This window comes from Bacteroides sp. f07 (assembly GCF_042854785.1).
GTDB lineage: Bacteria > Bacteroidota > Bacteroidia > Bacteroidales > Bacteroidaceae > Bacteroides.
In genome coordinates this window covers 623,594-647,938 of the sequence record NZ_BAABXI010000003.1, presented here as the reverse complement: position 1 = coordinate 647,938, position 24,345 = coordinate 623,594, and the positions used below count along the sequence as shown (strand labels likewise).

Sequence of the window (24,345 nt, the reverse complement as noted above, 5' to 3'; positions counted from 1 at the left end):
CCTATAAATATCGGTATTATTATTTTCCGATTACTCCTGCCCAACTATCCGTAAAGCGGAAGTTTCCTATGTTTCCTGCGTAGTTATTACGGTTTTTGAACATGATTCCTTTAATACCTGCCTTTAAGACACCTTCTTCAGTAGCTACCGCGTTCGCTGCGGGTTCTTTATCTTTCAGTTCAGGGTCGATAAATAAAGAAGCCTGTCCCTTGTCGAAGTCGATTTTCAGGACAACCAGATGCGTGGTGTTTAGGTCGTAAGTTGTTGTGGTTGCGGCACGTTGCTTGTGTATGCCTACTCCGAATTTAAGTTTGTTGCCTTGATTGGATGCAAATACAAAGCCGCGGCTTATTCCGACAGTATGATTAGTAATAGTGGATATGAAATCTATATTTCCTTTCGCTTTGAATTTGGAGAAATTTACAAGGAATGACAGATAATAAGTGCCGGAAGAATAAGTTCTTCCTGATTCCAATCCGTAAATGCTGGGACGGAAATTAGTGCCTTCCGGCAGTCCGCCCAGAGTGATGGAAAGCCCTTTCTCATTGTATCCCTTGTAAGACATCTCTTTGCCGGCAACAGGACTTTCGCCAGTATAAGGTTCTTTCTCACTGAAAGCGGCGCTCCATACATCCTTATTGAGCGGTGCTTTCTTTGCGGTATATGCCGCTTTTTCGATAGGTTCTCCCTCAGTGCATCCGTTGAGGAAGTTGTTTCTTAATACTTGAGCATTGCTTAATGAAGCTGTGGCAACTAATGCCAGCGTTAATAGTACTTTTTTCATGGCTATTTCTATTATTAATTAGAGTTTATTTGTTGATTCAATCAGTCGGAAACTTCTTAGTGGCGGAAATCAAACCAAAGTTTCATGTGCAGCCCGTCGTCGCCCGATTTGATACGAATGGTGCTTGGTTGGCTTTTCGGACCATGTTCGGCGATTGATTTGAATGACCGTATGGCGGGAATATCATACAAGAACGAAAGGTCACCTTCCGGGAAACCATGCATGCTGTTTTCTCCGTCCCTGCGATGTTTCGGTTCCTCGGGTGTAAATACCCGGAAATACAAACCGTCTGTTTCCGAATACACGGTGAAAGGTACTTTGTCCGATTCCAGGGTCGCCCAATACAGATTGCCGTGATACCCTTTGAACTCCGGATATACCAGTTTCTCGAAACTTTCTCCGGTAACGGTATTATTGTATTCCTTTTCCCAAATATTATAATTAGTCCCTTTTATACGGTTTTTCCAAACGCGGTACGGGCCGCGTCCGAACCAGCGCATACCTTTCACCTCTTTTTCTGGGAAAGAAAAACTGAATCCCAGGTAATAGATGTTTTTATCGAAGAACTCGCCTTTGTATCCGCCGCCGGTGCCACGGTTCAGCAGAATCGCGTCCATTCCCAGCAAGCCGTCCGCTGTCATACGCCAGACGATAGAATCGACGGCTCCCGTGTATTTCACAATGAAAAGGGCATCGTTACCGTCCATCCGTGTCTCACCCTTTTTGAAATCGGCTTTAATGCCTACTGGCAACGGACCGTTATTCAGCGGGATAACCTGTTTATTACGTTTAATTTCGACTAAAGCCCCGTCCTTACCGTTGAAAGTAGCCGAGATGTTATTGGCTGAAAGAGTAATGTTTTCATTCTCTTTTCTTATCTGTACCGCAGTTGCGGACATCGTTTGCGTGCGTTGGGTCTCAAAATATTCTTCGGCATATTTTATCGGCCATGTCCAGTTACAGATAATCTTGCCTGTCCTGTCGTAAGCTTCCAGTTCCAACACGTCACCCTGGAAGAAGTTTGCAGGTAACGACATACGCGCTTTCCCTGTTTCTCCCGGGTCGATGGCGGGCAGGCCGACCGTTCCTTCATTCAGCAGTGAACGTTCGCCACCTTTTAGTGGCGAAGGAGTGGCATAAAGTCGATACTTCATATTACATTCCCGCAGGTTCGTGAACAGATATGTATTGCTTACCATAAACTCTCCCTTGAAAGAGGGAGTAATAAACAGATTCTTGAATTGAATAGGCGCCCATACTTCACGGACTGTATAGAAACTGCCTTCTTTTTCCCGTCTGGGGCCTACGATACCGTCCGGGCCGTTCGGACCGTCGGAATCAAGGATGCCCCCTTTGTCACTGCGTGAAACGGCTTCATCAATGAAAGTCCATAGGAAGCCGCCGGCGAATAAAGGATTGGAAGAGTAGTTGCTCCAATAATCTTCCAGTCCTGCACCCAATCCTTTGTCATATTGTCCATGCAGAAATTCGGTCGGCATAAAGACATTGTATCCGTTGGCAAGTCGAGCGGTTCCCGTCTGATAGGCGGGATAATGGTGGGTATCCAGTTGGTTGAAATCCGCCCACGGGTGGATGACATGACGCTTCTGCGGGTCATAGTCGCTAAAGCGTGCGTCCAGTTTCTTGTTCCAGCCGCCTTCGTTGCCGTTGCTCCATAAGAAGATGCAGGGATGGTTCACGTCATGAGCTATCATATCCTTCAGCAACTTATCTCCGACTTTCTCATCATATCTTCCATGCCAGCCGGGGAACTCATTCAGATAGAAAAGTCCCAGAGAGTCGCACATATCCAGAAAATGCTTGTCGGGCGGATAGTGCGAACGGACAGCATTCATATTCATCTCCTTGATAAGCAGTGCATCCTGCAGACTGATGTCCTTATTGGTAGTACGTCCGCCGTCGGGATGGAAACTATGGCGGTTAATACCTTTCATTACCACTTTTGTCCCGTTGACATAAATACCATCCTTAGGACGGAATTCAACGGTGCGGAATCCGATTCGTTCTTCGTGCACATGTACAGGCTGCTTCCGGCTGTCGAACAGTTCCAACCGCAACGTATAGAGGTTGGGGTGCTCACAGTCCCATGTACGGATACCTTCCCAACGGGTTGAAATCGTTTGTACGTTGCCAGTTCCCAATTCGCTTATCTGCTTTCCGATAGCTTTGTTTTCTCCTACCGGAGTCAGTGAGGTAGCTATGAAATATCCGTCCGAAAGATTGTTCAAATGAACTTCCGTTGAGAGCTTGCCGTCGGCTGCCGCATTTACGGCGATACGTTCGATATGTGTTTTGGGTACGGCTTTCAGATAGACCGGACGGTAGATACCGCCGAACAGCCACCAGTCCGCCCTGCGTTCCGCTGCATTTACCGACTTGTTGGCCGATTCTTTCCACACTTTCACTTCCAGCTCATTGCTTTTACCGAATCTGAGCTTGTCGGTGATGTCGTAATTGAAGCTGATAAAACCGCCTTGGTGAATCTCTCCTGCAAGCTGGTTGTTTATCTTCACTTCCGTATCCGTCATCACCCCTTCGAAGACGATGCTGACCTGCTTGTCTTTCCAGCCGGCAGGTACTTTGAATTTGTAGCGGTACAGTCCGTTCTCATCACTGGGCTTGGCTGTTTTATCCAGGTAGAAACGTCCGAATGTATATTCTCCGAACCCTTGCAACTCCCATTGCGAGGGTACTTCTATCTTGCTCCATTTGCCGCTGTTCATCCCTGCGGAACAATAGAAATCCCAGGTGACGGTCTTTCCCAATCCTGTTCCGGACAGATACAGAGTCTCTGTGTTTTGTGCATTTATCGCAGTTGCCCATAGGCAACCGATGCCGATAAAGAGTTGTTTTATTCTTCTTGTTATCATATTAAGTCTGTCGGGTATTAGTTATTTGCTCCCTTCGATGGGGAATACGTAAAACTTACGGTTCGGCTTGAAGTCGAGCATCCATTGGTCTATTACCACATGTTTGTCCAGTGCGGTGATAGTCAGCGTATGTTTACCTTTTTTGAGGGAATGTTTAGTCTCCTTTATGGCCTGTCCGCGCAGTACGTTGCGTTTCCATGTCTCGCTACGTCCTTTTTCGCGGAAAGAGAGAACCTGCGGCTTTCCGCCGTCTATGCTGACACTGAAACGGATATCCCCCTTGTCGTTCGGCTGGGTCGGTATGACTGCCGTTCGCAGGAGAGCTTCTCCTTCCCACGGGCAGTCGAACTCGAAGGTCAGTGAGCCGCCTTTGGGCAGGGCTACAGCATTCATGCTGTGTCCCAACGCCTGTACCGGAGTAGCTCCTTCTGAGGCTGTTGTATAATTACAGGCGTTGGAGGCAATGCACTTATCTGTTTTAATCTTATGGGGAGCGGATTTCTTCGGGTTTTCAGTCAAGTATTTGTCTACTTCCTTGTCCGTCAGTCCCACTGGGAGAGTCGGCGGGTAGAATACATATAAATCCCGCGGATAGAAACACATGGAATGTTTCCATTTGCCGCCTGCCATTTCGTTGTTATAATAATCGGTCAGTTCCTTGATTTCCTGATAAGCCTTCATGCTTCTCGCACAGGCGGAGAACATCGCCTTGTCGCGTCCCCAAAGGGATTCGTCACACTGTCCCATAGCATAAGAACGGGCACGTTGCGCTTCCAGCATTTTGGTGCTCATGGCGGCGGCGCCGAATACCTGGTATTTGATATGCGAGAAGAAAGCGTCTTTCCGTTCGGGGGCAATCATTGCTTCCACTTCCTTAACCGTCTTTTTGACGGCTTCGTAAGACTCCATATAGCGGTCGAGCTCTCCACCGAATTCGGTCAGGCTGAATTCGGTATCAATCACTTGCGAACGTCCTCTGGGGTATCTTTTCTTGTCCAGTTCGACCTGTGTCCATCCCATATGTTCCGGTTTGCGGATACCGCAAAGGCGGTAGAACTCATGCATGGCGGGGAACAGCTTCTTGCCTGCCTGCTCGCCGAACTCGCGGCAGAGCCATTTCTCCTGATGCTCGTTCAGGGTGGAAGGAGTTACGGAATTGATGTCCCATGCCATATCCAGGAATAATTCGAGGTTATAAGCCGAAGGTTTCAAGTCATGCACGTTGACTATCCATACCCGGCGGGCGTTGTGGTCATATGCCTGTTTCATTTCGTTGTAGATAAGTCCCGGTTGGGTGGTGCACAACCACATATAGTCGTGCGGACGTCCCCAGTAGCTCAGGTGGTAATACACACCGGCTCCACCGCTGCGCTTCTGCTGCTCTTCGTCGCTCAGGCGTGTCATATAGCCGTAGTTGTCGTCACACCACATCAGTGTCACGTCTTCGGGGACCTGCAGACCGTTTTCCATAATTTGGAGCACTTCTTTATAAGGCACGAATACCTGCGGAACTTTCGTGACATCAGGATTCGTGTATTTAGCCAGTAATTTGCGCTGGTCGTTGATAACCTGTTGCAGTGCGCTGACCTTTTCTTCCATCGTGCTTACTCCTTCCATATGTCCGTCGTGGATTCCGCGCATGCCGATAGTGTACATATTCTCATATTTGCCGGCTTCTTTCAGGCGTTCTATCCAGTAAGCCTGTACGGAATCACGGTTGGTGATATAGTTGTAGGCGCCGCGCCGCTTCTCACTCCATTCTCCTACGTTGTTACGCATCAGGGGTTCGCAGTGCGAAGTACCGATGGCGATGCCGCAACTGTCCGCCATTTCCTTGGCGCCCGGCACGAAATAGAAAGGAGTCGTGATGCCGTGCATGCCCGGCCATATTGCGTTGGCACGCAGACGGAGCAATAGCTTGAAGATTTCCTTGTAAGTGCGGGCTCCGATGCGTCCTTTGATAGTGGACGGTTCAAAAGTCTTCCAGCTCCAGGGCTGCAAAGACCAGTCCTCGTCATTCAGGAAGATTCCGCGATATTCGACAGACGGGCTTTGGAAAGTCTGATAATCGTTGGCGATGGTAAGCCGGTTCCGTTTTTCGGGAGTCACGTCCCCCCACCATACCCAGGGAGACACGCCTGCCAGACGTGACAGTTCGAGTATTCCGTAGGCGGTTCCTCTGCCGTCGCTGCCTACGACAAACAGTTGTTTGCCGGCTACTGTGATATAAAATCCGTCTTTTTTAGCTGCGATAGCATCAACGGGAATGTTGAGTCCGCGCAACTCCTTTTGGAGTTTCTTGTCTGCCTTGTCCAGTTGTATGATGCGGACAGTTGCCTTGGACGCGGAACTCTGTTCCGGCGCAAGTCCCGTCACCTGTTTCATGTCCTCTTTGAACATGTCGATAGCTATTTTTACAACTGGGGCGGTAGACTGGGGCAGGGCATAAGATATAGCCTGTTTTCCATTGTACCAAACGAAGTCGTTACTGCGTACAATCTGACTACATACAAAAACGATGATTAGTAAGAAAGAACGTAAAAGCATGATATTAGTTTTTATGATTATAATACGATTAATTTCCGTCGGGTTTTTCCATTTCGCAGAAAGGAGCCGGACACCAGTGGAAGCCTGCTATGTCATCCGGCTTGGCGGGGTCGTAAGAAATATCCGTTTTCAGGTATTTCACCAGTTCAGGTGTTGCCTTCTTCATGCCTTCAATCACGCATTTGGCTATCTGATACGCACCGTAGGGATTGAAGTGAGTATTGTCTTCCAATTTCTTCTTTTGTCCGGGGAAACTTCCCATCGGATAGTGAACGAAAGCCTTTTTCGATTCATTTTCGCCCAATGCTTCATAAAGTGTTCCAGTCATATCATTCAATTCTATCAAAGGAACATTCTCCTTTGCCGCAATCCAGCGTACTGCGTCAGGATATTCACCGTGTGTATTGACGGTACGCCCTTCCTTGTCGAACTTGCGGCGGCGTGTCGGGGTAACCAGTACCGGTTGCCCGCCTTTGGCGCGTACCTCGTCGATAAATGTTTTCAGATTTGTCATGAAAGAGTAATAAGCGCCTTTGCCGGGCCCTTTCTGCTTCTGGTCGTTATGACCGAATTCCACCAGCAGGTAATCTCCTTTCTTCATGATTGAAAGCGCTTTCTTGAGACGCTTTGCGGCAATGAACGTATTGGCGCTTTCGCCGCTTTCGGCATAATTGGCGATAGCTATCTCAGAGTTGAAGAAACGGGGAATCATTTGTCCCCAGCTAGCCCAAGGTTCGTTCTCCTGGTCTACTACCGTACTGTTTCCGCATAAGAAAATGGTAGGGACAGAAGCGTCGGCAGCTTCCACACGGATGCTTTCGCAAACAGGAGCATCCCCGTTGATTTCGATAGTCAGCCGGTCGTCCCAGTCCAGTTTGCTCTTTTCGCGTTCCTTGATTTTCACGGATTCTTTGGCGGAGATGCGCGGACTGCGCTTGTTGACGATAAACGTCTCTTCTATAAACTCGCCTTTTTTAGTAGGCAGGTTTTCTACGAACAACCGGCGTGATTCTGCACGTACGGTGGTATTTCCCGCTTGCTTCTTGCTTCCCAAGCGTACCGTGACACGATAATTCCCGTCAGGCACACGTACGGAGAAGTAAAAAGGAGCGTTGCTATCTTTTTTCGGTGTATCCACACGGTCGTATCCGTATCCGGTCTTTTCCGAGTAGCGCGGGGCGTCGGCCAAATTGAAAGTCTGTGGTAAATTCTGTCCTTTCATACTGACTGATGCCAGTAGTAAAAGGCTCATCAAAGTTGTTTTCATTTCCGGTAAAATTAAAATGTGTTAGAGTGAGATTTCCAGTTGCTCGTTTTACGCTGCTAAAATAGTGCGTTTTTTATTCCTATCGAATGGATAAGCAAGTGAAAATATGGATTAATTGTGTTATTTGCTGTCCGCACCTATATAATATCCCATATGTGTGGGCTGATTGTAGCCGACATTCTGCATGGCTTGAGACATATCATATGTATGGTCGTTCATCAGATGTACAAACCGGTGTTCCGTGGGGTGGTTGCTTGAGAACAGGTAAATGTATTCCCCGTCCTTGCTCCGGTAGATGACCTCTTCCCGGTAGTCGCCCAGGAAATCACCGTAATAACAGGGATTCGCCTTTGTGGAGTTGTTGGAGTAGACTCCGCCACCGTAATAGGTGAAGGTGATTACCCGCGATTTATCCCACGGGGCGGATTTCGTGTAGCTGTGCACCATTACATCGTCCAGCATCTGGCGGGTCAAGTCACCTGTCCAAAAGATAGCGTTGTTATAGCTTTTGGAGCCGGTTTTGGCAGAAGGCAAAGTCGTGCTGAGTAACTGCCCGGTCTGGCAACTGTACACTCCGCTGGCTTCGGACGACCAGTATTCATGTCCGGGACTGTCCGGGATAATGTCCGCCACGAGGCATCTGCCTACATCTCCCGGCGGGTCTTTGTCCTCATCCTCTTCATCGGCGTTGTCATCACCACTGCCGGAACTTGTTCCACCGGCGTGTCCGGTGATATACTTCCCTGTTGCCGCATCGAATACGGCACAACCGTAGCCGAATCCGTTATTGATATATTTGTTTGGGTTTTCAAAACATGCCACCACTTGCAAGCCCGGACGGTCGGGGATGAACTTGCCGACATGAAGCGCGTCTCCATGACCGTTTCCCGTGCAGTAAAGCCCTTTCCCGTTGCGTGCGATAGCTGCCGAGCCGTAGAGGATTTCGTCATAACCGTCGCCGTTGAGGTCTGCCACCCTGAATGTATGCGAGCCCATATCCCTGTACGATTCGCATCCTTTGTCGTTCGTATTGAATTTCCAGCGGGGGAGCAGGGAAGAACCGTTGAAGTCCAGTGCCCACACTTGCCAGTTCCTGTATATGCCGCGGGTGATGATGACGCTCGGATTCGCTTTCTTGATTCCATTTTCGGGGATGCCGTCCAGGTAGGCGGCTCCGATAAAGAAACGGTCCATGCGGTTGCCGTAGTCGTCTCCCCAATAGTTGTGCCAGTATTTGGCACGCTCGTAGTTGCTGCCTTCACCGCCGCGGGGGATATTGTTGGTGCGACCTACCTCTATTCCCTGTCCGTTGACGATGGATATGTATTCCGGCCCGTCGAAGATTAGGCCGCAGGTGGAATGTAATGACTTCCCGGAGTACCAGCCTTTTCCCGAAGGGTCTTTCTGTCGGTAGTCGTTTACGTTTCCGTTGGCATCCGTGATTTTGTCTCCGTTGGCGAATCGGGTTCCTTCGGAACTTCGGAAAGCTATCTCGCATTTTCCGTCACCATCGAAGTCGCATACGATAAAAGAGGTGTAATGTGAACCGGAACGGATATTGATACCCATATCTATCTGCCAGAGGAAAGTGCCGTCGAGCTTGTAGGCTTCGAGCAAAGTGGTGCCTTCACGCCACCCGCCCTGGTTGGCTCCGTCATAAGGCTGGCGTTTGAGTATGATTTCCATGACACCGTCACCGTCGAGGTCGCCTACCTGTGCGTCATTGGCAGCATAAGTCAGAGCCGGGTCGGGCACATGGGTGTTCAGCCGGATGGCACGGTAGAACGTTTCCGCTATTTGTGGTGTGAATGTATATTCGCAAAGCGTCTGCTCCGAGCCGGCGACAGTGACGCGATATACACTGGTTGTCCGGGCGTTGATGGTCTTGTCCGCCCAGCAGGTGGAATTCGTGACGGGAGTTTCGTTCAATTTGGTCTCCTGCCCGTTGTCTTCACTTTTATAAATGTCAAATGCTATGTTAGTGGGGTCGGTGGGGAGCAGGCGCCAACTGACCAGTGCATGTGAATAGCCGGAAGTATGGTTCAACGTACCTCTCGGGGTAGGGTCGTAGCTCACCCACATGTTGCGTTCCCCTATGATAATCTCTTTGCCAGGTTCTTCCTTAGGGTCGGTATTCGTGCCGTTTTCTCCCGGCGGCTGTATTTGCTCATCCCCACAGGCGACAATAAGAAGCAGGATTCCGATAATTGATAAATGGCGTAAATGTTTCATGGTCAATACATTTGGTTAACGTTCGATTACAAAGATGAGGAGAGTCCGCTATCCGTGACATAGACAGTTGTACGTTTGCATGGATTATTTGCCCGCGCTGTTTTTTATCCGGGGCGAATTTGATAATCTGTGCTGGTTTGTGTACGTATGTCCATTCCCCGGCATTTATTCTCTGCTTACATTTGCCATACGTTGATGAGTGAATCTCTATACATCGCGAAATTTGAACTATTAAAATAATACTATTATGGAAACTCGTAAATTGAAGATTGCGTATGCTTTCTTGCTCTTGATGCCGGCAGTTGCGTTGCTTCAGACTTCCTGCTCGGATAATGAGTCTGATGATGTCGTCACCGGACAAGGCAGCGTGGAAATTACGGCAAACTGGGACGACTATTCGGAAGATGCGGAACTCCCCGGCAGCTATACCCTTGCCATTGCCGGTGTCGGCGAACAGTTGATGGACAACCGAACCGCCACTTTCCAATCTTTACTGGACGCAGGGACGTATGCGCTGGCTGCCTACAACACCCCTGCAAATATGACTGTGGATAACCTTACCGCCACCGTAGTGCTTCATGAAGACGGGACGCTTCAACAACCGGGTTATCTTTTCTCCAATACCCGTATCAAATCGGTAGCGGTGGAATCCGGCAAGACTGTGAAGGCTTCCCTGAAAATGAAACAGCGTGTCCGGAAACTGACATTGTCTTTAGTTCCCCAAGGCGGTGACCCTGCACAGATTGAAGAAACAGAACTGGAAGCGACTTTATCCGGTATTGCTTCCTCTTTCAACTTTGCCACGGAAGAGTTGTCTGCGCCAAAGGATATTGAACTTGTCTTTAAGAAACAGCCTGCCGGACTTTATTCTGTCACCATTTATATATTAGGTGTCGTGGCGGAAGGAAACCAGGAACTCACTCTCCAACTGGATTTATCCAAAGGGAGACACTACGAGCTCAAGAGCGACTTGACAGAAGCGCTGAAATATTTTGGAAACGACATTGCACCGCTTGCTTTGAAAGCGCCGCTTGAACTTCCCGGCGGGATTGATGGTTCAGGAAATATTCTTCCATGGGAACCGGAATTTGAGGACGGGCCGCATGATGTCGAACTTCATTAAGCGGCCGGAGAGCTACCTTTTAATAATAGTCTGAAAAAATATAAAACCATGAGAAACAGATTTCTTTTGACGGCAGTATCGCTTGTGATATTGACCGCATGTAATAACCTGCAAGAGGCGGAAGAGACTACCGGACAGTTTCCGGTGGCTGCCAGTGTATGGGGAACTGTCAATACGAACGGGCTGCTCAGCCGCGTTGCGAATGATGTGTGGGAGACCGGCGATGCAATCGGCATATCCGGGAAAAGCGGAAATGTGGAATATACGAACAAGCAATATGACTTTTCCAAAGGTTCGTCTTTCGTTCCTGCGGGAGAGGTTATCTATTATATAGGTAAGGAGACAGTGGAGTTTTCCGCCTATCATCCTTTCAACGAAGCGGGCGGCGAACTGGCGATAAACGTAAGCGACCAGAATGAAAGTAAAAACTTCGATTATTTATATGCTACCGCCGAGGGTTCGGAAGCGGCTCCGCTCCTGGACTTTCAGTTCAGGCATAAGATGTGCAAAGTGGTATTGAACTTCTTGCCGGGTAGCGGCTTTGCAGAGGATACGGACTTTGGCAACGGTACTATCCGTCTTGCTTCCCTGCATGCCACCGGTACGTTCAATACTCTCACCGGTAATGCTGAAATCAGTGCGGGAGAAGGTGAAGGACTGGAATTTGTTGCCGGAACCACGATTGTGCCGGAAGGGAATACCTATTCGTTTGTCCTTCTGCCGGAAACCGTATTCGGTGGTGTCGCGTTGTCATTTATCCAAGAGGACGGAACTGTCTACGAGGGGGCAATTCTGACAGGCAAGGAATCTCCCGACCTGGCTTTGACACTGGGCAAGGTGTACGAATATAATGTTACGGTAAACCGTGAACAACTTACCGTTTCTTCTTCCGCCATCCACGGATGGGACGAAACTCCCGGAGATAAGGATGTGAATATAAATATATAATTCTAACTCATTACTGTCCCGTAAAAGTGGATAAATAGTTCTTTGAAATAATTGAAATATAGTCTATTAGATACTACTTTTTAGGCGCGACGATTTGAAATCATACCTTTGAGGTCAATTAAGGTGACCTCAAATGAACCAAGATAAATATGTTTTCGCTCAGTTAGTAGAATTCTTGAACAATGATAAGTTCAGAAGACTTGTAGACAAGTATGATGGCAATCGTTATGTGAAACATTTCACTTGCTGGAGTCAGTTACTTGCAATGATGTTCGGTCAACTCAGTAATCGTGAAAGTCTTCGTGACTTGATTGTAGCTTTGGAAGCACATCAAGGAAAGCGTTATCATTTGGGATTGGGTCGTGAGCCCATTGCCAAAACTACGCTTGCATCTGCCAATCAGAATCGGGATTACAGAATCTTCGAAGATTTTGCTTTCTATATGATGAAGGAAGCATGTGAAAAACGATCGACTCACATCTTGGATATTCCAGGAAGGAAGTATGCGTTTGATTCCACTACGATTCCTTTATGTTTGGCTACATTCCCTTGGGCGAAGTTCCGTAAGAAAAAAGGTGGAGTTAAGGCTCATGTCCTTTATGACATAGAAGCACAACTTCCAGCCTTTTATACAGTAACTACAGCATCCAGGCATGATTCAACAGAAATGTCCGCAATTAATTATGAGCCAAATGCTTATTATATATTTGACAGAGCGTATGACTCGTTTAAAGAACTTTATCGGATTCATCTTACAGGTTCTTTCTTTGTAGTCAGAGCGAAGTCTAATCTGAAATGCAAGTTCTGTAAATGGAAGCGTAGAATGCCGAAGAATATCCTTTCAGATGCGGAAGTGAAACTGATAGGGTACACTTCTGAAAAGAAGTATCCTGAATCATTCAGAGTCATCCGTTTCTATGATGAAGAGGATGATCGTGAATTCACATTCCTGACGAATGCCAAACACATATCTGCACTTGATGTTGCCAATCTTTATAAGAAAAGATGGTTCGTGGAACTTTTCTTCAAATGGCTGAAACAACACCTTAAGATAAAAAGGTTCTGGGGTACTACCGAGAATGCGGTTCGAATACAGATTAGTGTTGCTATCATCACCTATTGTTTAGTAGCTATTGTCCAATATGATATGCAACTGAATCGTTCAACTTATGAGGTCTTGCAGATTCTTAGCATCTCATTAACAGATAAAACGCCTTTACAAGAGCTGTTTAATAAGACTAATTTCAATGATGTCAAAGAACAATTTAATCCCCTTATTCCGGGATTATTTGATTAATTAATAACTCGTCCCGATTTTAACGGGACACTAGTGATTCTAACTGTTAATGAGTCTGATAATTATGAAACCAGATAGTAGAAAACTACGGATGTTTGCCTGGCTGCTTGCTATGGCGGCGGGCAATGTGCTGATATCCTGCGCTTCTGATGAGAAAGAAGTGTCCGGTTCGATTGGCGACAAATCTCCGATGATGTTTGTGGGACAAGTCCTTAACCAGCCGATGTCACGGACTACCTCTGCGGGAACGTGGAGCGGGACGGAAGAAGTGGGCGTACAAGTCGGTGAAGAAATAAAATTGTATAAGGCGGACACCTACGGAGCTTTGACGACGGATGACGAACCTTTTTATTGGGAAAGTAAGACAACGGCGGTTGATGTGCTGGCTTGGTTTCCTTGCAGCGGTACAGAAGTTTTACCCGCTTCATTTTCGGTACAGCAAGACCAAAGCCGGGACAATGGTTTTCAAAACAGTGATTTCCTAAGAGCGAAAGGCACTTTTACTTTTTCAGACCAACAACCGGCACTTGACTTTTATCACCTGCCCGCCAAAGTGAAACTGAACCTGAAAGCCGGTGAAGGTGTGGAAAACCCCGAAACAGTGAAGAATGCGGAAGTTACTTTCGTCAATATGTCACTGGCTTCCGGTGAAATCAATATGGCTACGGGAGAGGTGGCACAAACTTCCGGTGAAGAGACTATTTTTCCTCAAAGACTGGAAGCGGATGATGTCACGGACGGTTATCTGCAGACAGTGCAAGCCCTGCTAGTACCGCAACAGATGCGGGGAAAGCAGTTTATCAAGGTAGTAGTGGACGATGTCGAGGCTTATTATATCCCGGCGGAAGATGACGCAAACCTGAAAGCCGGTTATCTGTATGTCTACAATATTGAGATAACTCATAGAAATGAGATTGAAGTAACCCTTGCCGTTTCCGGCCCTGCATGGACGGAAGGAAAAGAACAGTCTGTCGCCAGCAGCACTTATTATACGGCGGACGAACTGAAACCCGGTGATTTCTTTTATCGTACGGCCGATGGTACCGGTTGGACGGTAAGTGACGGTGGCTTGCGTATGGTGAATCATGCAACGGGTGAAAAGGAATGGGTAACCCCCGAACAAAGCCCTGCCGACTTTGCGGACGGCAGAGTATGTATCGGCATTGTTTTTCAGACGGAACCGAAACGAATCAGTGCATTGGAAAAGTCAAAAGGATGGACGCACGGCTATGTGATGGCTCTGACTGACGCTGTCGAAAAATGTACCTGGGGCGATAAGACCATAGATGAGAATACGGAAGAAATAACCGAAGGAATTAATTATTTCCCGAATGTGGCAACAAATTCCGATATGTACGGTGATATTGACGGATATGGCAAAAAAGTATATATCGCGGAGCAGAAACTTGCAGGAGTGGAAAATGCGGATGGTACGCTTTATGATGTTTTCTATTATTCGGAAGTTTATGGAACGGATGCCGGCGGACAATATGCCGCACCTGCTGCTGGTACGACTTCCGGCTGGTATCTGCCTGCTATCGGCCAGTGGTGGGACATCCTGGAAAATCTGGGTGATGTGAACGGTTTGTTAACGTTAAGAAATAATACCGGAACCATTGTCGAACTCAAAAATGGAGTCTCTCAAGTTGCCATAGAGCGGATGAACGAGCGGATGAACGCCACCGGACAGACTGTAACTCCTTTTAAGGCGGATATTCACTATTGGTCGAGTTCGGAAAAGAGTAGCGGTGTTGCCCGTCGTGTTCTTTTTGACGGCTCCAGTAAGAAATATTCTTTGCGTATAGGCGATAATAATAAGGATAATCCTTCTACTAATGTCCGTTGCATCCTGGCTTTTTAGAAACTTTATTGAGACATATACCATGTATGAAAAAACAAAAATGAGAATAATATGATGAGACTATATAAGTTATTTACTTTGGTAGCTCCGCTCTTTCTGTTGACAGCTTTATCCGGCTGCTCCAATGAAGAGGACGCTTTTGCTACTTTGCCGGAAGGGGGACAACCTTTAACCCTTAAAGTCACTTCAAGCAACTATGTATCTGCGGATGCCGTTGAAACGCGTATCGCGGAAGAAGGATACACTACCCGGTTTACTTCCGGTGATGAGATTGGTGTCCTTCAGATAACGCCGCTGTCTGGTAGTGGGGGAGAAGCGGTGTATAAGAACTATCGCTTCACCCTTGATGGCGAAGGGAATTGGACAGGCGTCCCATTGTCGCATAAGCAGGGGGATGAATATATTGTCTATTATCCTTATATTCCGATTGAAAGCTGGGAAGAATTGGAGAACTATATCGCTTCATTCGAGCCCCGCCCGAATCAGGCTACTTATGAGGACTATACGAAAAGCGACTTGATGAAAGGGGAAGGACTGGTATCGGGAACTACCTTGAATGTCAACCTCGAACATCAGATGACATTGGTCGTAATCGAAGCCCCGCTCGGTAAATGTGCTACGACCAAAGACGGTAAAGTGAAATACCATCCGGCGACTGCCGCTTTGGGAGCGCCTGCTTTCTCATGGGAAGAAGGAAGGACGCCTTATCAGACTTCGGATGACAGAATCCTGCGTTACCTTGTAAAGCCGGGTGCGGATTTCTCACTGAAAGGTAGTTATCCTTATTATATCGGTACACGGAAGTTCGACATTGCAGTGGCGGCATCCGATGCGGTTGCGCAACACTATCTTTCCTGTACCCTTGATGAGGGTGTAGAACCGCCGGGCAGCCGTGACATTCAAGTGGGTGATTATTATATGAGCGACGGAACAGTGCTTCCCGGAGATGCGCCAAGTGTGCCGGAAAACTGTATCGGAATCGTATTTCAGGCGAGTGCGGAACGCATAAGCGCCGATGAAACAGCACAAGGGTGGACACACGGCTATGTCATGGCACTGACCAATGCAGCCAAAGACACTAAATGGGGAAAGGCTGCCACTGAAGGAAGTGGGGAAAACTCCCCGTTTGCGGAGCATGCATCTACTTATAAAGGAATGTATGAAGAGATAGAAGGCTATGCGAAAACAAAGTATATGGTGGATACCTATGGAAGTGAAGGTACTTTTCAGGATGTGAACGGAACTTTCTATCAGGTCACCCAATATGGAGAGACGGCGGCAACGGCACAATACAAAGCGCCGGCGGGTACTAGCGGCTGGTATTTGCCAAGCATAGGTCAGTGGTGGGATATTTTTGAAAACCTGGGAGCAGCGGAAGGTCTGGCTGCCTTGAAAGAAAATGAAACGGTATCCAGCAATATTGCGATAACCTTAGATGGGGAATCAACTCTGGAAACTCTGAATACTCGCTTGAAAGCTGCGTCCTCTTCGGCAGAGGAATTTGAAAGCGCGAAAAATTACTGGTCGAGTTCGGAACATAATAGGAATAATAAGGGACTGGTTTATGCACATTCCGTATCTTTAACCGCTACGTCCGTTACAACTACCGGTGCTACTAAAACAAGTAACAGTAATCGCAGGGTTCGTTGTGTACTCTCGTTCTAAAAACCACAAAAAATTATATATTTGATGTTAGTTCTCATGCCGGGATACCTCGAAAGGTATTTCGCATGAGAACTCTATCACACTTAAATGAATCAAGATTATGAAAATGAAACTCTTTTTCCTGGCGGCTCTTATACTTTTCACTTCCGCCATTATAGACAACTCTCCGGTAACCATCTATATGGTCGGTGACTCAACCATGGCCAATCGGAATCTCGCGAAGAGTCCGCGAAACAAAGAACGTGGCTGGGGAATGATGCTGGGTAGCTTTTTTCCCTCTGATAAAGTGGTCGTTGCCAATCATGCAGCCAGTGGACGCAGCACGAAAAGTTTTATTGACGAAAAAAGATGGACGCGTGTAGTCAGTCAAATAAAACCGGGCGATTATGTATTTATCCAATTCGGTCATAATGACGAAAAGAAAGATAATCCGAAACTTTATACCGAGCCGGGCGGCACATTCGACGACAATCTTCGCAAGTTTGTGAATGAAACCCGTGCCAAAGGCGGTATTCCTGTTCTTTTCAATGCTATCGTCCGTCGTAAGTTCTGTCAGGATGAAGCGGGAAATTTTACTGATTCGCTGTCCGATACGCATGGTGACTATCTTCTTTCTCCCAAGCGGGTGGCTGAAGAGTTGAACGTGGTCTTTATTGATATGAACAAGATGACTCATGATCTGGTGCAGCAGATGGGACCGGAAAAATCAAAAGAACTGTATATGTGGGCGGGTAAGAAAGACGATACGCATCTGAATATCAAAGGTTCCCGTGTATTTGCCGGAATGGCGATTGATGCGGTCGGCAAGAAGATTCCCGAACTAGGGAAATATATCCGTCACTTTGATTATGTAGTGGCTGCGGACGGAAGCGGTGATTTCTTCTCTCTGGATGAGGCGTTAAAAGTGATTCCTGCGAAGAAGAAGTGCAAATTGCTTGTACGTACAGGACAATATGGGGCTAAACCCGAAATAAAGAACAAGTTGATTCAGATAACGGAAGACGAGGGTGTGACTTACGGAACTCCATCACTTTAATTGAAAGAAATGGATATGACTAATGATTTTAAGTCGAATCTACCGGACTTTCGAAAGAAGAAATAGAGAAACTATAATTTTTATCACAACACAGAAGCGGCTCATGTCTTGAAAACATGAGCCGTTTTTGTGTCTTCTCACAAATAAAAAAATGAAAATCCTCTTTCAACCTATCACCTGTTTTGCCAAACCCTTTATTCATCGTACTTTCAGAACGGTGATAGGTTGCTGCTAACCTGTCACCTCATCTATCACCTATCACCGCCTAATTTAGAATAAGTCTATAGCAAACGGAAGCGGACAATTAGGGACGATTTTTGTTTCATTCGGTGAAACAAAGTGTTTCCTATAGTGAAACTATTGGTTTCATACGGTGAAACAATTAGTTTCAAGTAATAGAAACTTTAGTTCCAAGCCGCAGAAACTAGAGTTTCCAGCCTTGGTACTAGTTGTTTCGTGCCTTGAAACTGATTGTTTCCGGTAATGAGGCAAAGGTTTTGTTTGCTGGATATTCCAACTTCCCTATACAGTTGATATTATTTGAACCTGTACCCTCTGAAAGTCCCTTTCAAGTCCGCCCCGAAATAGAATCCGGGTTGCGTGGGCTGGTTATACCCGACGTTCTGTGTAGCGATACTGATTCTGTATATCGGGTCTTCCAGGAACGTGTGGAAACGATATTCTGTCGGAATCGTCGAAAGATACAGTCGCAGGGAAGTATTGTCCTCGGAGCGAAAAAGGATTTCCTCGCGCCAGTCCCCAATAATATCCCCTTGCAGGCAAGGAGTGGCTTTCGAACTGTTGTTGGAAGCTACCCCTTCAAATTCGACAAGTGGGATGAAACGTTTCTGTTCCCAGTCATATTTGCTGATGCGCGTTTTGTCCAGTACTTCCCGTAATAAGTCACCATTCCACCAAACAGCCATGTTGACGGGGAAGTTCTTGGTTTTCGGAGCAAGCAGTTCACCTTTGAAGTTGATGATGCCACCCGTTCCCGGCGACCATAATTCCAACCCCGGATTCGTCGGGTCGATGTCGGTGGCCATGCAACGGCCTATATCCCGTGTACTCTTCAGTTGCAGTAGAATTTCTCCTGTGGCGGCATCCCGGTAAGTACTTCCGTCACGTTTGTTCTCGTGACACGCCCACACTTGCAGACCTTTACGGGTAGGGTCTATCTGAGTCAGTTGGATGGCGTCGCCATGACCGAGCTTGGTAGAATAAAGTCCTTTGCCGTTATGGTCGATAGTGCACGAACCGTAGATGATTTCGTCACATCCGTCGCCGTCCACGTCTCCTACACGGAGATTATGGTTTCCTTGTTTGGCGTAATCCTCGTTTCCGGGCGTGTTGGTGTCGAATACCCAATGTTTTTTCAGTTTCTTTCCGTCCCAGTTGAAGGCGGCCAGTACGATGCGGGTGTAGTAGCCGCGGCACATCACTACACTGGGACGCACACCATCCAGATAAGCGATGCAGGCAAGAAAGCGGTCGCTGCGGTTGGCACGTGTGTCGCCCCAGTCTTTGGGATTTCCGCGTGCAGGGATATAATCGGTGGTGTAAAGCGCTTCACCGGTAAGACCGGAAAATACAGTCAGATATTCGTTGCCTTCCAAGATGCGTCCCTGACGGGTGAGTTTGTTCTTCTTCTTCTTGTCGAATACTCCCGGCTCGCGATAGTCCGCCTTGGCGTTTCCAATTACTTTCCCTTTACCATCTACGGTTCCGTCCGAAGTGCGCATGACCACTTCCGCCTTGCCGTCGCCATCCAGGTCGTACACCATAAACTGCGTGTAATGAGCTCCGGCACGGATATTCCTGCCTAAGTTGATGCGCCATAGATGCTCACCGTTCATCCGGTAACAGTCGAATAAAACCTCACCCGTATATCCGTCGTGCGAATTGTCTTTGGCATTGCTCGGTTCCCATTTTAGGATAATCTCATACTCGCCGTCACCGTCTACGTCTCCGATAGAAGCGTCATTTGCGATATACGTATAAGTATCGCCTGCCGGAGTCACTCCGTCCGCCGGTTTCTGCAGAGGAATTTGCAGATAGCCGAGAGGAGCGTTGGCGGGGAGCGTATATTTACCGTCAATGTGATGCGTCTCCTTTCCTTTCAATACGGGGCGCACTTCGTATGCCGCTGTCTCCTGACTGCTGTTTTCGTCACGGAACAAAGTCCCCGTGGCTACCGGCTGTGCAGTCAGCTTCTTCCCGTTGCGATATACGTTGAAGGCTGTTTCCATCGGGTCGGAAGAGAGATACCGCCATGAGACGGCTACTGTCGACGGGTTTTCACGGATGGCTACTACACCGCGCCCGAGTTTCTCCCGTTGCAGTTTCGAATAATTATAGTTGGGTTGGGCGCTCACCGCCATGACGGATGATAGTACGCCAATCAACCAGTAAATACATCTTCTCATATCATTTAATCTTTTAGTTCCTATAAGTTTCCCGAAGGAACGCTTTTAAGATGAATATTGCATTTGTCGTTGTTTTCGGATACGATAGTCGTTTTATCCTTGGTATCCAGCATGATTTCCGCCAGGTTGAAGTTCCTGCTATACCGGATTCGTCCCGCCTTCTGTGCCTGTGCTTCAATGGCATACAGGAAGAAATTCTCCAGTCGCAGCGTGTCATTCCAGCCCGAAGCCGAGATAAACTCCCTGACATTCGTCGCTTTGATATGCGATAGATACACGTTGCGAAACCGGGGGTACCCCTTTTCTTCCGGGGCTACCGGCGTGAGCAGTATTTTCCAGTGTTCGGGAATCTCCTTGTGGTAATACTCTTCGGGCAGCGTACTGTAACTGTATTGCGGATTCCAGTTCAAGTCGGCGGCAAGGACATTGCGCACGCTGTCGGCTTTCACACGGGTGAGATAGATATTCTCTATGGTTCCCCCACGGTTCATGGCACTTTTTAGACGCAACACTGCCCAAGTTCCCTGGGCGTTGAGGTCGTGTCCCAGTATATTCCGTATGCCACCGGAAGTTTCGCTTCCGCAGGTGATGAGTCCCGCCCCCTTGCGAGTGGTGCAATTGCGTATGACTACATTCTCCGTCGGTCGGTTGACGCGCAATCCGTCCGTGTCCCTGCCCGATTTCAGGCAGATATTATCATCGTTGCAGTCAATCAGGCAGTTCTCTATCAGTATGTTCGAGGACGAGTCGATGTCCACGCCGTCGGTGCTCGGCCCCCGCCCGCCGATATTGTTGTCGATGGTGAGCCCGTTGATACTGCAATAGTCGGAGTAGAGAATCTGACAAGCCCAAAATCCGGTACGCATCAGAGTAAAATCCTTTAAGGTGACGTCCGTGCTCCGTTCCACCAGTATGCCGCGCACACGCTTACAGTCGTAGTCCACAGCCCAGCGTAGCCCTTTTGATTCGTATTCCTTGCGCATGCTCCAGTACTGTTCCCAAAATTTCTTTCCGCGGCAGTCGATGACTCCCTCGCCACTGACAGACACATTCTTTTGTTTGACGACATTGAGCACAGCCGACGGCCATATCATCTCGATTCCGGCAATCCGGGAACGGAATTCGGGATAGTTATTAATATCGGTCGAAGCGAGCAAAGTCACTCCTTTGTCCAATTGTAGGTTGACGCCGCTTTTGATGAACAACGCCCCCACCAGATAATATCCGGGAGCCAGTGTCACGGTTCCGCCCCCTGCGGCGGAACAATCGTCAATCGCTTTTTGGATAGCTTCCGTACTAAGCCGGGTGCTGTCCGCTACTGCGTCGAAAGCGTTGGCGGAGAAGATTTTCCTGTCCGGCTGCTGCCTGCTTCCCACGCTGTCTGCCCAGCTCAAGTCCGGTTGCTGCGGCAGTTTTCCCCAGTCGTAAGTGTCGTGTGCCTGTTTGCCGGGGTTGCAGGACGCCAGGAGTGCACCGGTCAGAAGGGGAATAAGAATGCTGTTTATTCTCATTTGATAAACTTTAGGTGATTAAGATTTATAAGAAATATTGCCTTTGTTATTTTTTCGACTAAATTAGCGCCTTTTATCGGAGAGGCGAATGGAGTGGTGTACGAAAGCATGGACAATTTCTTATATATTGACTGCGGGTAACAGAAAGTCCATGAATCACATAAAAAGTCCATACTTATCTGCCATCCGCTGTCTGAACACCTTCTGAGTGGGGTACATGGATAGTCCATACAAAAGTACGGATGTCCATTCCTGGCAGGGATATGCAGTCCTATCTTTGCCGTATAATAAAATCTTGTAGATAACTCTATTTTTAATTTGAAGACTATGATACACACGTTGTTTGATTTATGCAAAAAGCGTTTCGGCCGGTTGGGAACTTGCAGCCTGGTCTTGTTGATGCTGTTGTTGCCGACAGGTTGTACCGATACGGAAGAACAATATGAACGTCCTTCGTGGTTGGAACCGCCTATTTATGATGTACTGGCGGGAAAAGGCAATTTCTCCCTGTATTTGCAGGCGGCGGATAAGACATTGTATAGCTCCATCCTCAAGGGAGCGGGCAATTATACGGTATTTGCTCCGAACGATGACGCTTTCCGCAGATTCCTTTCTGAGCACAGTTATGCTTCTGTCGACAAAGTCCCCGTAGAGGTGCTTACGCAGATTGTCGCCTATTCGATGGTATTCAACCGCTTCGAGACAGCCCGCCTGGGAGATGTACTGAACAGCAGTGTCTGGGAAACCGGAACTTCTATCAAGAAACGTTCTTCCTATTATAAGACACTCTATAAGGAGACTATCGACGGAGTGGAACAATGGGTAGTGGACAGCCCTGCCGATGTGACGGCCGTTGTCACTCCTTATAAATACCTGCCGATTTTTACCGAATCTTATTTTACGGGCAATACGCTGAACGCTGTGGATTATGAGAAATTTTTTTCGGGCACGGCTTATTCAGGGCTGAATGCAGCTGCCGGAAGTGTAGTGAACAAGGACATGTATGCCGAGAACGGAATAATCCATGAAGTGGATGCAGTGAACCTGCCATTGGATAATTTGGACGAGATGTTGCAAACTGAAGAGCATGAGTCATTCCGCAAAATATTGGAAACCAAAGTGGGAAGTTCTTATCTCTTTGTCTCTTACTTGCTGGGAGAGAATACGACCGAAGTCTATAAGAAACTTTACCCTGAGCGCAATATCTCCGCCGTTTATTGCAAAACCTACCAGAACTTGCCTTACTTATTGAATAATGAAGATTATAAAGGGACGGAAACAGCTACGACGGAACAGCAGGGATATACGCTGATTGTCCCTTCCAACGAATCGGTGGAACGATTTGCCGCCATGTTGCGCGAACGTGCCGAAGTGGGCGACCTTTCCGAACTGTCGTTGACGGCGCTGACTTACTTCCTGAAAGCCCATATGGTTCCGCGCATAGTATGGCCTTCCCATTTTGCTTCGGAACAAAACTCCAACGAAGAATTCCTGAACGGCGAAGGAAAGGACGGCCCGGGTTTCGACGCTTGCGTGACAAAGAGTAGCTTTGCCAGCAACGGCGTGTTGTATGATACGAAAGAAGTGGTGCAAAGCAAGTATTTCACCACCGTTTATTCCGAAATCCTGCTGAATAAGGACTGCCGCACATTGGCAAACATGGCTTGGGAGAAGTTTTTTGTCAACGACTGGATACCGGAACTGACGAAGAGCAAACTCACAGGCGACAAGGAAATGGATTATATCATGGTACTTCCTTCGGATGAATTGCTGAAAGCGGACGGATTCTCTTATGACGAAGTCAATAAAAAGTTCCTCAATGAGAACCTGGCTAGCTCCGCTGACGCGGAAGATCGTATGAAACGACTGCTCCGTTCCTGTGTATTCAAGCGCACGAAAGGAGTGACAGAACTGGACAACTTCTCCGGTTTCTCCCAACTGCCTTACGACGGATATGGTTACGCAGTCAATATTTACGGGGATATCATACGTTTCAAGGATAACAAACTCCAAGGATTGGGCAATATCCTCGACGGTACGGAAGTAGAAGTGGAAGAAGTGGATTTCGACTATATCAACGGTCACGTTTTTCGCATTACAAACGGTACGATGATAGAATACAGCCCGCGCAATACCGGCAGCGGCACAACCGCCTTTGTCTCACCGAAACTGTATGACCGTATCACCGCTTATGCGGAAGAAAATGCTGACTGCCGCCTGTTCAAGCAATATATGGATAGAATCTATGGTGGGACTTCTCCCTCTTTTATCCGTGAGAGCACGAATTATACCATCCTGATTCCTACGGACGAAGCGATAAGGAATGCGGTAGGTTCCGACCTTCTTCCTGCTTTGCCCGCCGGCAGCGACGCTTTTGCAGCGGAAGACAAACCGCTGGTGGAACGCTTCATACAACTTTGTTTCCTGACCGGAACGGTAGTGCCGGACGACGGAATGCCTTATATCGAACCGGGAAAGAATGAAAGCCTCTCATTGAATACGGTCTATAAGCTGACAGACAGCGAACTGGACTTATGGTCGGTCAATACGGCGGTTCAGGTCACCAAACAGGGGGATAACAGTCTGACTTTCCGTTTCCAGGATATAAAGAAAAACGACTGGCTCCAGGTGGAAGGATATGCACCGGTCAATGTGGTTCGCGAATCGGGTAAGAGCAACTATGTAGGGCCGTTGGCGGTGATACATGCAGTAGATGGCATTATTGGCTTCACTACCCATCCTAAAGAATAATTGAAT

14 protein-coding genes are annotated in these 24,345 nt (G+C 47.7%); 7 read left to right on the top strand and 7 right to left on the bottom strand.

What is annotated here, in order from left to right; all coding sequences use genetic code 11:
• Positions 1 to 19 precede the first annotated feature (19 nt).
• The 5 genes from ACGHVY_RS22430 to ACGHVY_RS22410 form a co-directional block, all read right to left on the bottom strand.
• Positions 20 to 784 (bottom strand): hypothetical protein, encoded by a 765-nt coding sequence (locus ACGHVY_RS22430; protein ID WP_390601696.1) that lies wholly within the window; start codon positions 782 to 784, stop codon positions 20 to 22.
• Positions 785 to 840: 56 nt separating this feature from the next.
• Positions 841 to 3,675, bottom strand: a complete 2,835-nt coding sequence (locus ACGHVY_RS22425; RefSeq protein ID WP_390601694.1) for a glycoside hydrolase family 2 TIM barrel-domain containing protein — start codon at positions 3,673 to 3,675, stop codon at positions 841 to 843.
• A gap of 21 nt (positions 3,676 to 3,696) precedes the next feature.
• Positions 3,697 to 6,222: a glycosyl hydrolase 115 family protein gene (locus ACGHVY_RS22420; RefSeq protein WP_390601692.1), complete on the bottom strand. Its 2,526-nt coding sequence runs from the start codon at positions 6,220 to 6,222 to the stop codon at positions 3,697 to 3,699.
• A 28-nt stretch (positions 6,223 to 6,250) separates the two neighbouring features.
• The gene (locus ACGHVY_RS22415; protein WP_390601690.1) at positions 6,251 to 7,489 is read right to left on the bottom strand and encodes a rhamnogalacturonan acetylesterase; all 1,239 of its coding nucleotides are present in this window, start codon (positions 7,487 to 7,489) and stop codon (positions 6,251 to 6,253) included.
• A gap of 120 nt (positions 7,490 to 7,609) precedes the next feature.
• On the bottom strand, positions 7,610 to 9,721 hold the full coding sequence (locus ACGHVY_RS22410; RefSeq protein WP_390601688.1) for a hypothetical protein: 2,112 nt from the start codon (positions 9,719 to 9,721) through the stop codon (positions 7,610 to 7,612).
• A gap of 247 nt (positions 9,722 to 9,968) precedes the next feature.
• On the opposite strand from ACGHVY_RS22410, the gene ACGHVY_RS22405 reads away from it, so the two are divergent.
• The 6 genes from ACGHVY_RS22405 to ACGHVY_RS22380 all read left to right on the top strand — a co-directional run bounded on the left by ACGHVY_RS22405 (position 9,969) and on the right by ACGHVY_RS22380 (position 17,651).
• Entirely contained in the window at positions 9,969 to 10,844 is an 876-nt protein-coding gene (locus ACGHVY_RS22405; protein WP_390601686.1) for a FimB/Mfa2 family fimbrial subunit, read from the top strand.
• 48 nt (positions 10,845 to 10,892) lie between these two features.
• A complete protein-coding gene (locus tag ACGHVY_RS22400; RefSeq protein WP_390601684.1) occupies positions 10,893 to 11,792 on the top strand; it encodes a fimbrillin family protein in 900 nt (299 codons plus the stop codon).
• 133 nt (positions 11,793 to 11,925) lie between these two features.
• Positions 11,926 to 13,089 (top strand): IS4 family transposase, encoded by a 1,164-nt coding sequence (locus ACGHVY_RS22395; RefSeq protein WP_002561845.1) that lies wholly within the window; start codon positions 11,926 to 11,928, stop codon positions 13,087 to 13,089.
• 64 nt (positions 13,090 to 13,153) lie between these two features.
• Positions 13,154 to 14,950 carry a fimbrillin family protein gene (locus tag ACGHVY_RS22390; RefSeq protein WP_390601682.1) on the top strand — a complete coding sequence of 599 codons (1,797 nt, stop codon included), beginning with the start codon at positions 13,154 to 13,156 and terminating at the stop codon, positions 14,948 to 14,950.
• 51 nt (positions 14,951 to 15,001) lie between these two features.
• A complete protein-coding gene (locus ACGHVY_RS22385) occupies positions 15,002 to 16,615 on the top strand; it encodes a fimbrillin family protein (RefSeq protein ID WP_390601680.1) in 1,614 nt (537 codons plus the stop codon).
• Positions 16,616 to 16,715: 100 nt separating this feature from the next.
• Positions 16,716 to 17,651, top strand: coding sequence for a GDSL-type esterase/lipase family protein (locus tag ACGHVY_RS22380; protein WP_390601678.1), 936 nt, complete (start codon positions 16,716 to 16,718; stop codon positions 17,649 to 17,651).
• 536 nt (positions 17,652 to 18,187) lie between these two features.
• Here ACGHVY_RS22380 and ACGHVY_RS22375 read toward each other — a convergent pair.
• Together ACGHVY_RS22375 and ACGHVY_RS22370 are read right to left on the bottom strand one after the other, a co-directional pair.
• Positions 18,188 to 20,077, bottom strand: a complete 1,890-nt coding sequence (locus ACGHVY_RS22375) for a rhamnogalacturonan lyase (RefSeq protein ID WP_390601676.1) — start codon at positions 20,075 to 20,077, stop codon at positions 18,188 to 18,190.
• A 20-nt stretch (positions 20,078 to 20,097) separates the two neighbouring features.
• Positions 20,098 to 21,588: a glycoside hydrolase family 28 protein gene (locus ACGHVY_RS22370; protein WP_390601674.1), complete on the bottom strand. Its 1,491-nt coding sequence runs from the start codon at positions 21,586 to 21,588 to the stop codon at positions 20,098 to 20,100.
• A 327-nt stretch (positions 21,589 to 21,915) separates the two neighbouring features.
• On the opposite strand from ACGHVY_RS22370, the gene ACGHVY_RS22365 reads away from it, so the two are divergent.
• Positions 21,916 to 24,339, top strand: a complete 2,424-nt coding sequence (locus ACGHVY_RS22365) for a fasciclin domain-containing protein (RefSeq protein ID WP_390601672.1) — start codon at positions 21,916 to 21,918, stop codon at positions 24,337 to 24,339.
• Positions 24,340 to 24,345: the final 6 nt, after the last annotated feature.

What these genes read in the sequence shown, in the direction of transcription:
- ACGHVY_RS22430 (WP_390601696.1), bottom strand. Translation starts at nt 784, where the DNA reads ATGAAAAAAGTACTATTAACGCTGGCATTAGTTGCCACAGCTTCATTA.
- ACGHVY_RS22425 (WP_390601694.1), bottom strand. Translation starts at nt 3,675, where the DNA reads ATGATAACAAGAAGAATAAAACAACTCTTTATCGGCATCGGTTGCCTA.
- ACGHVY_RS22420 (WP_390601692.1), bottom strand. Translation starts at nt 6,222, where the DNA reads ATGCTTTTACGTTCTTTCTTACTAATCATCGTTTTTGTATGTAGTCAG.
- ACGHVY_RS22415 (WP_390601690.1), bottom strand. Translation starts at nt 7,489, where the DNA reads ATGAAAACAACTTTGATGAGCCTTTTACTACTGGCATCAGTCAGTATG.
- ACGHVY_RS22410 (WP_390601688.1), bottom strand. Translation starts at nt 9,721, where the DNA reads ATGAAACATTTACGCCATTTATCAATTATCGGAATCCTGCTTCTTATT.
- ACGHVY_RS22405 (WP_390601686.1), top strand. Translation starts at nt 9,969, where the DNA reads ATGGAAACTCGTAAATTGAAGATTGCGTATGCTTTCTTGCTCTTGATG.
- ACGHVY_RS22400 (WP_390601684.1), top strand. Translation starts at nt 10,893, where the DNA reads ATGAGAAACAGATTTCTTTTGACGGCAGTATCGCTTGTGATATTGACC.
- ACGHVY_RS22395 (WP_002561845.1), top strand. Translation starts at nt 11,926, where the DNA reads ATGAACCAAGATAAATATGTTTTCGCTCAGTTAGTAGAATTCTTGAAC.
- ACGHVY_RS22390 (WP_390601682.1), top strand. Translation starts at nt 13,154, where the DNA reads ATGAAACCAGATAGTAGAAAACTACGGATGTTTGCCTGGCTGCTTGCT.
- ACGHVY_RS22385 (WP_390601680.1), top strand. Translation starts at nt 15,002, where the DNA reads ATGATGAGACTATATAAGTTATTTACTTTGGTAGCTCCGCTCTTTCTG.
- ACGHVY_RS22380 (WP_390601678.1), top strand. Translation starts at nt 16,716, where the DNA reads ATGAAAATGAAACTCTTTTTCCTGGCGGCTCTTATACTTTTCACTTCC.
- ACGHVY_RS22375 (WP_390601676.1), bottom strand. Translation starts at nt 20,077, where the DNA reads ATGAGAAGATGTATTTACTGGTTGATTGGCGTACTATCATCCGTCATG.
- ACGHVY_RS22370 (WP_390601674.1), bottom strand. Translation starts at nt 21,588, where the DNA reads ATGAGAATAAACAGCATTCTTATTCCCCTTCTGACCGGTGCACTCCTG.
- ACGHVY_RS22365 (WP_390601672.1), top strand. Translation starts at nt 21,916, where the DNA reads ATGATACACACGTTGTTTGATTTATGCAAAAAGCGTTTCGGCCGGTTG.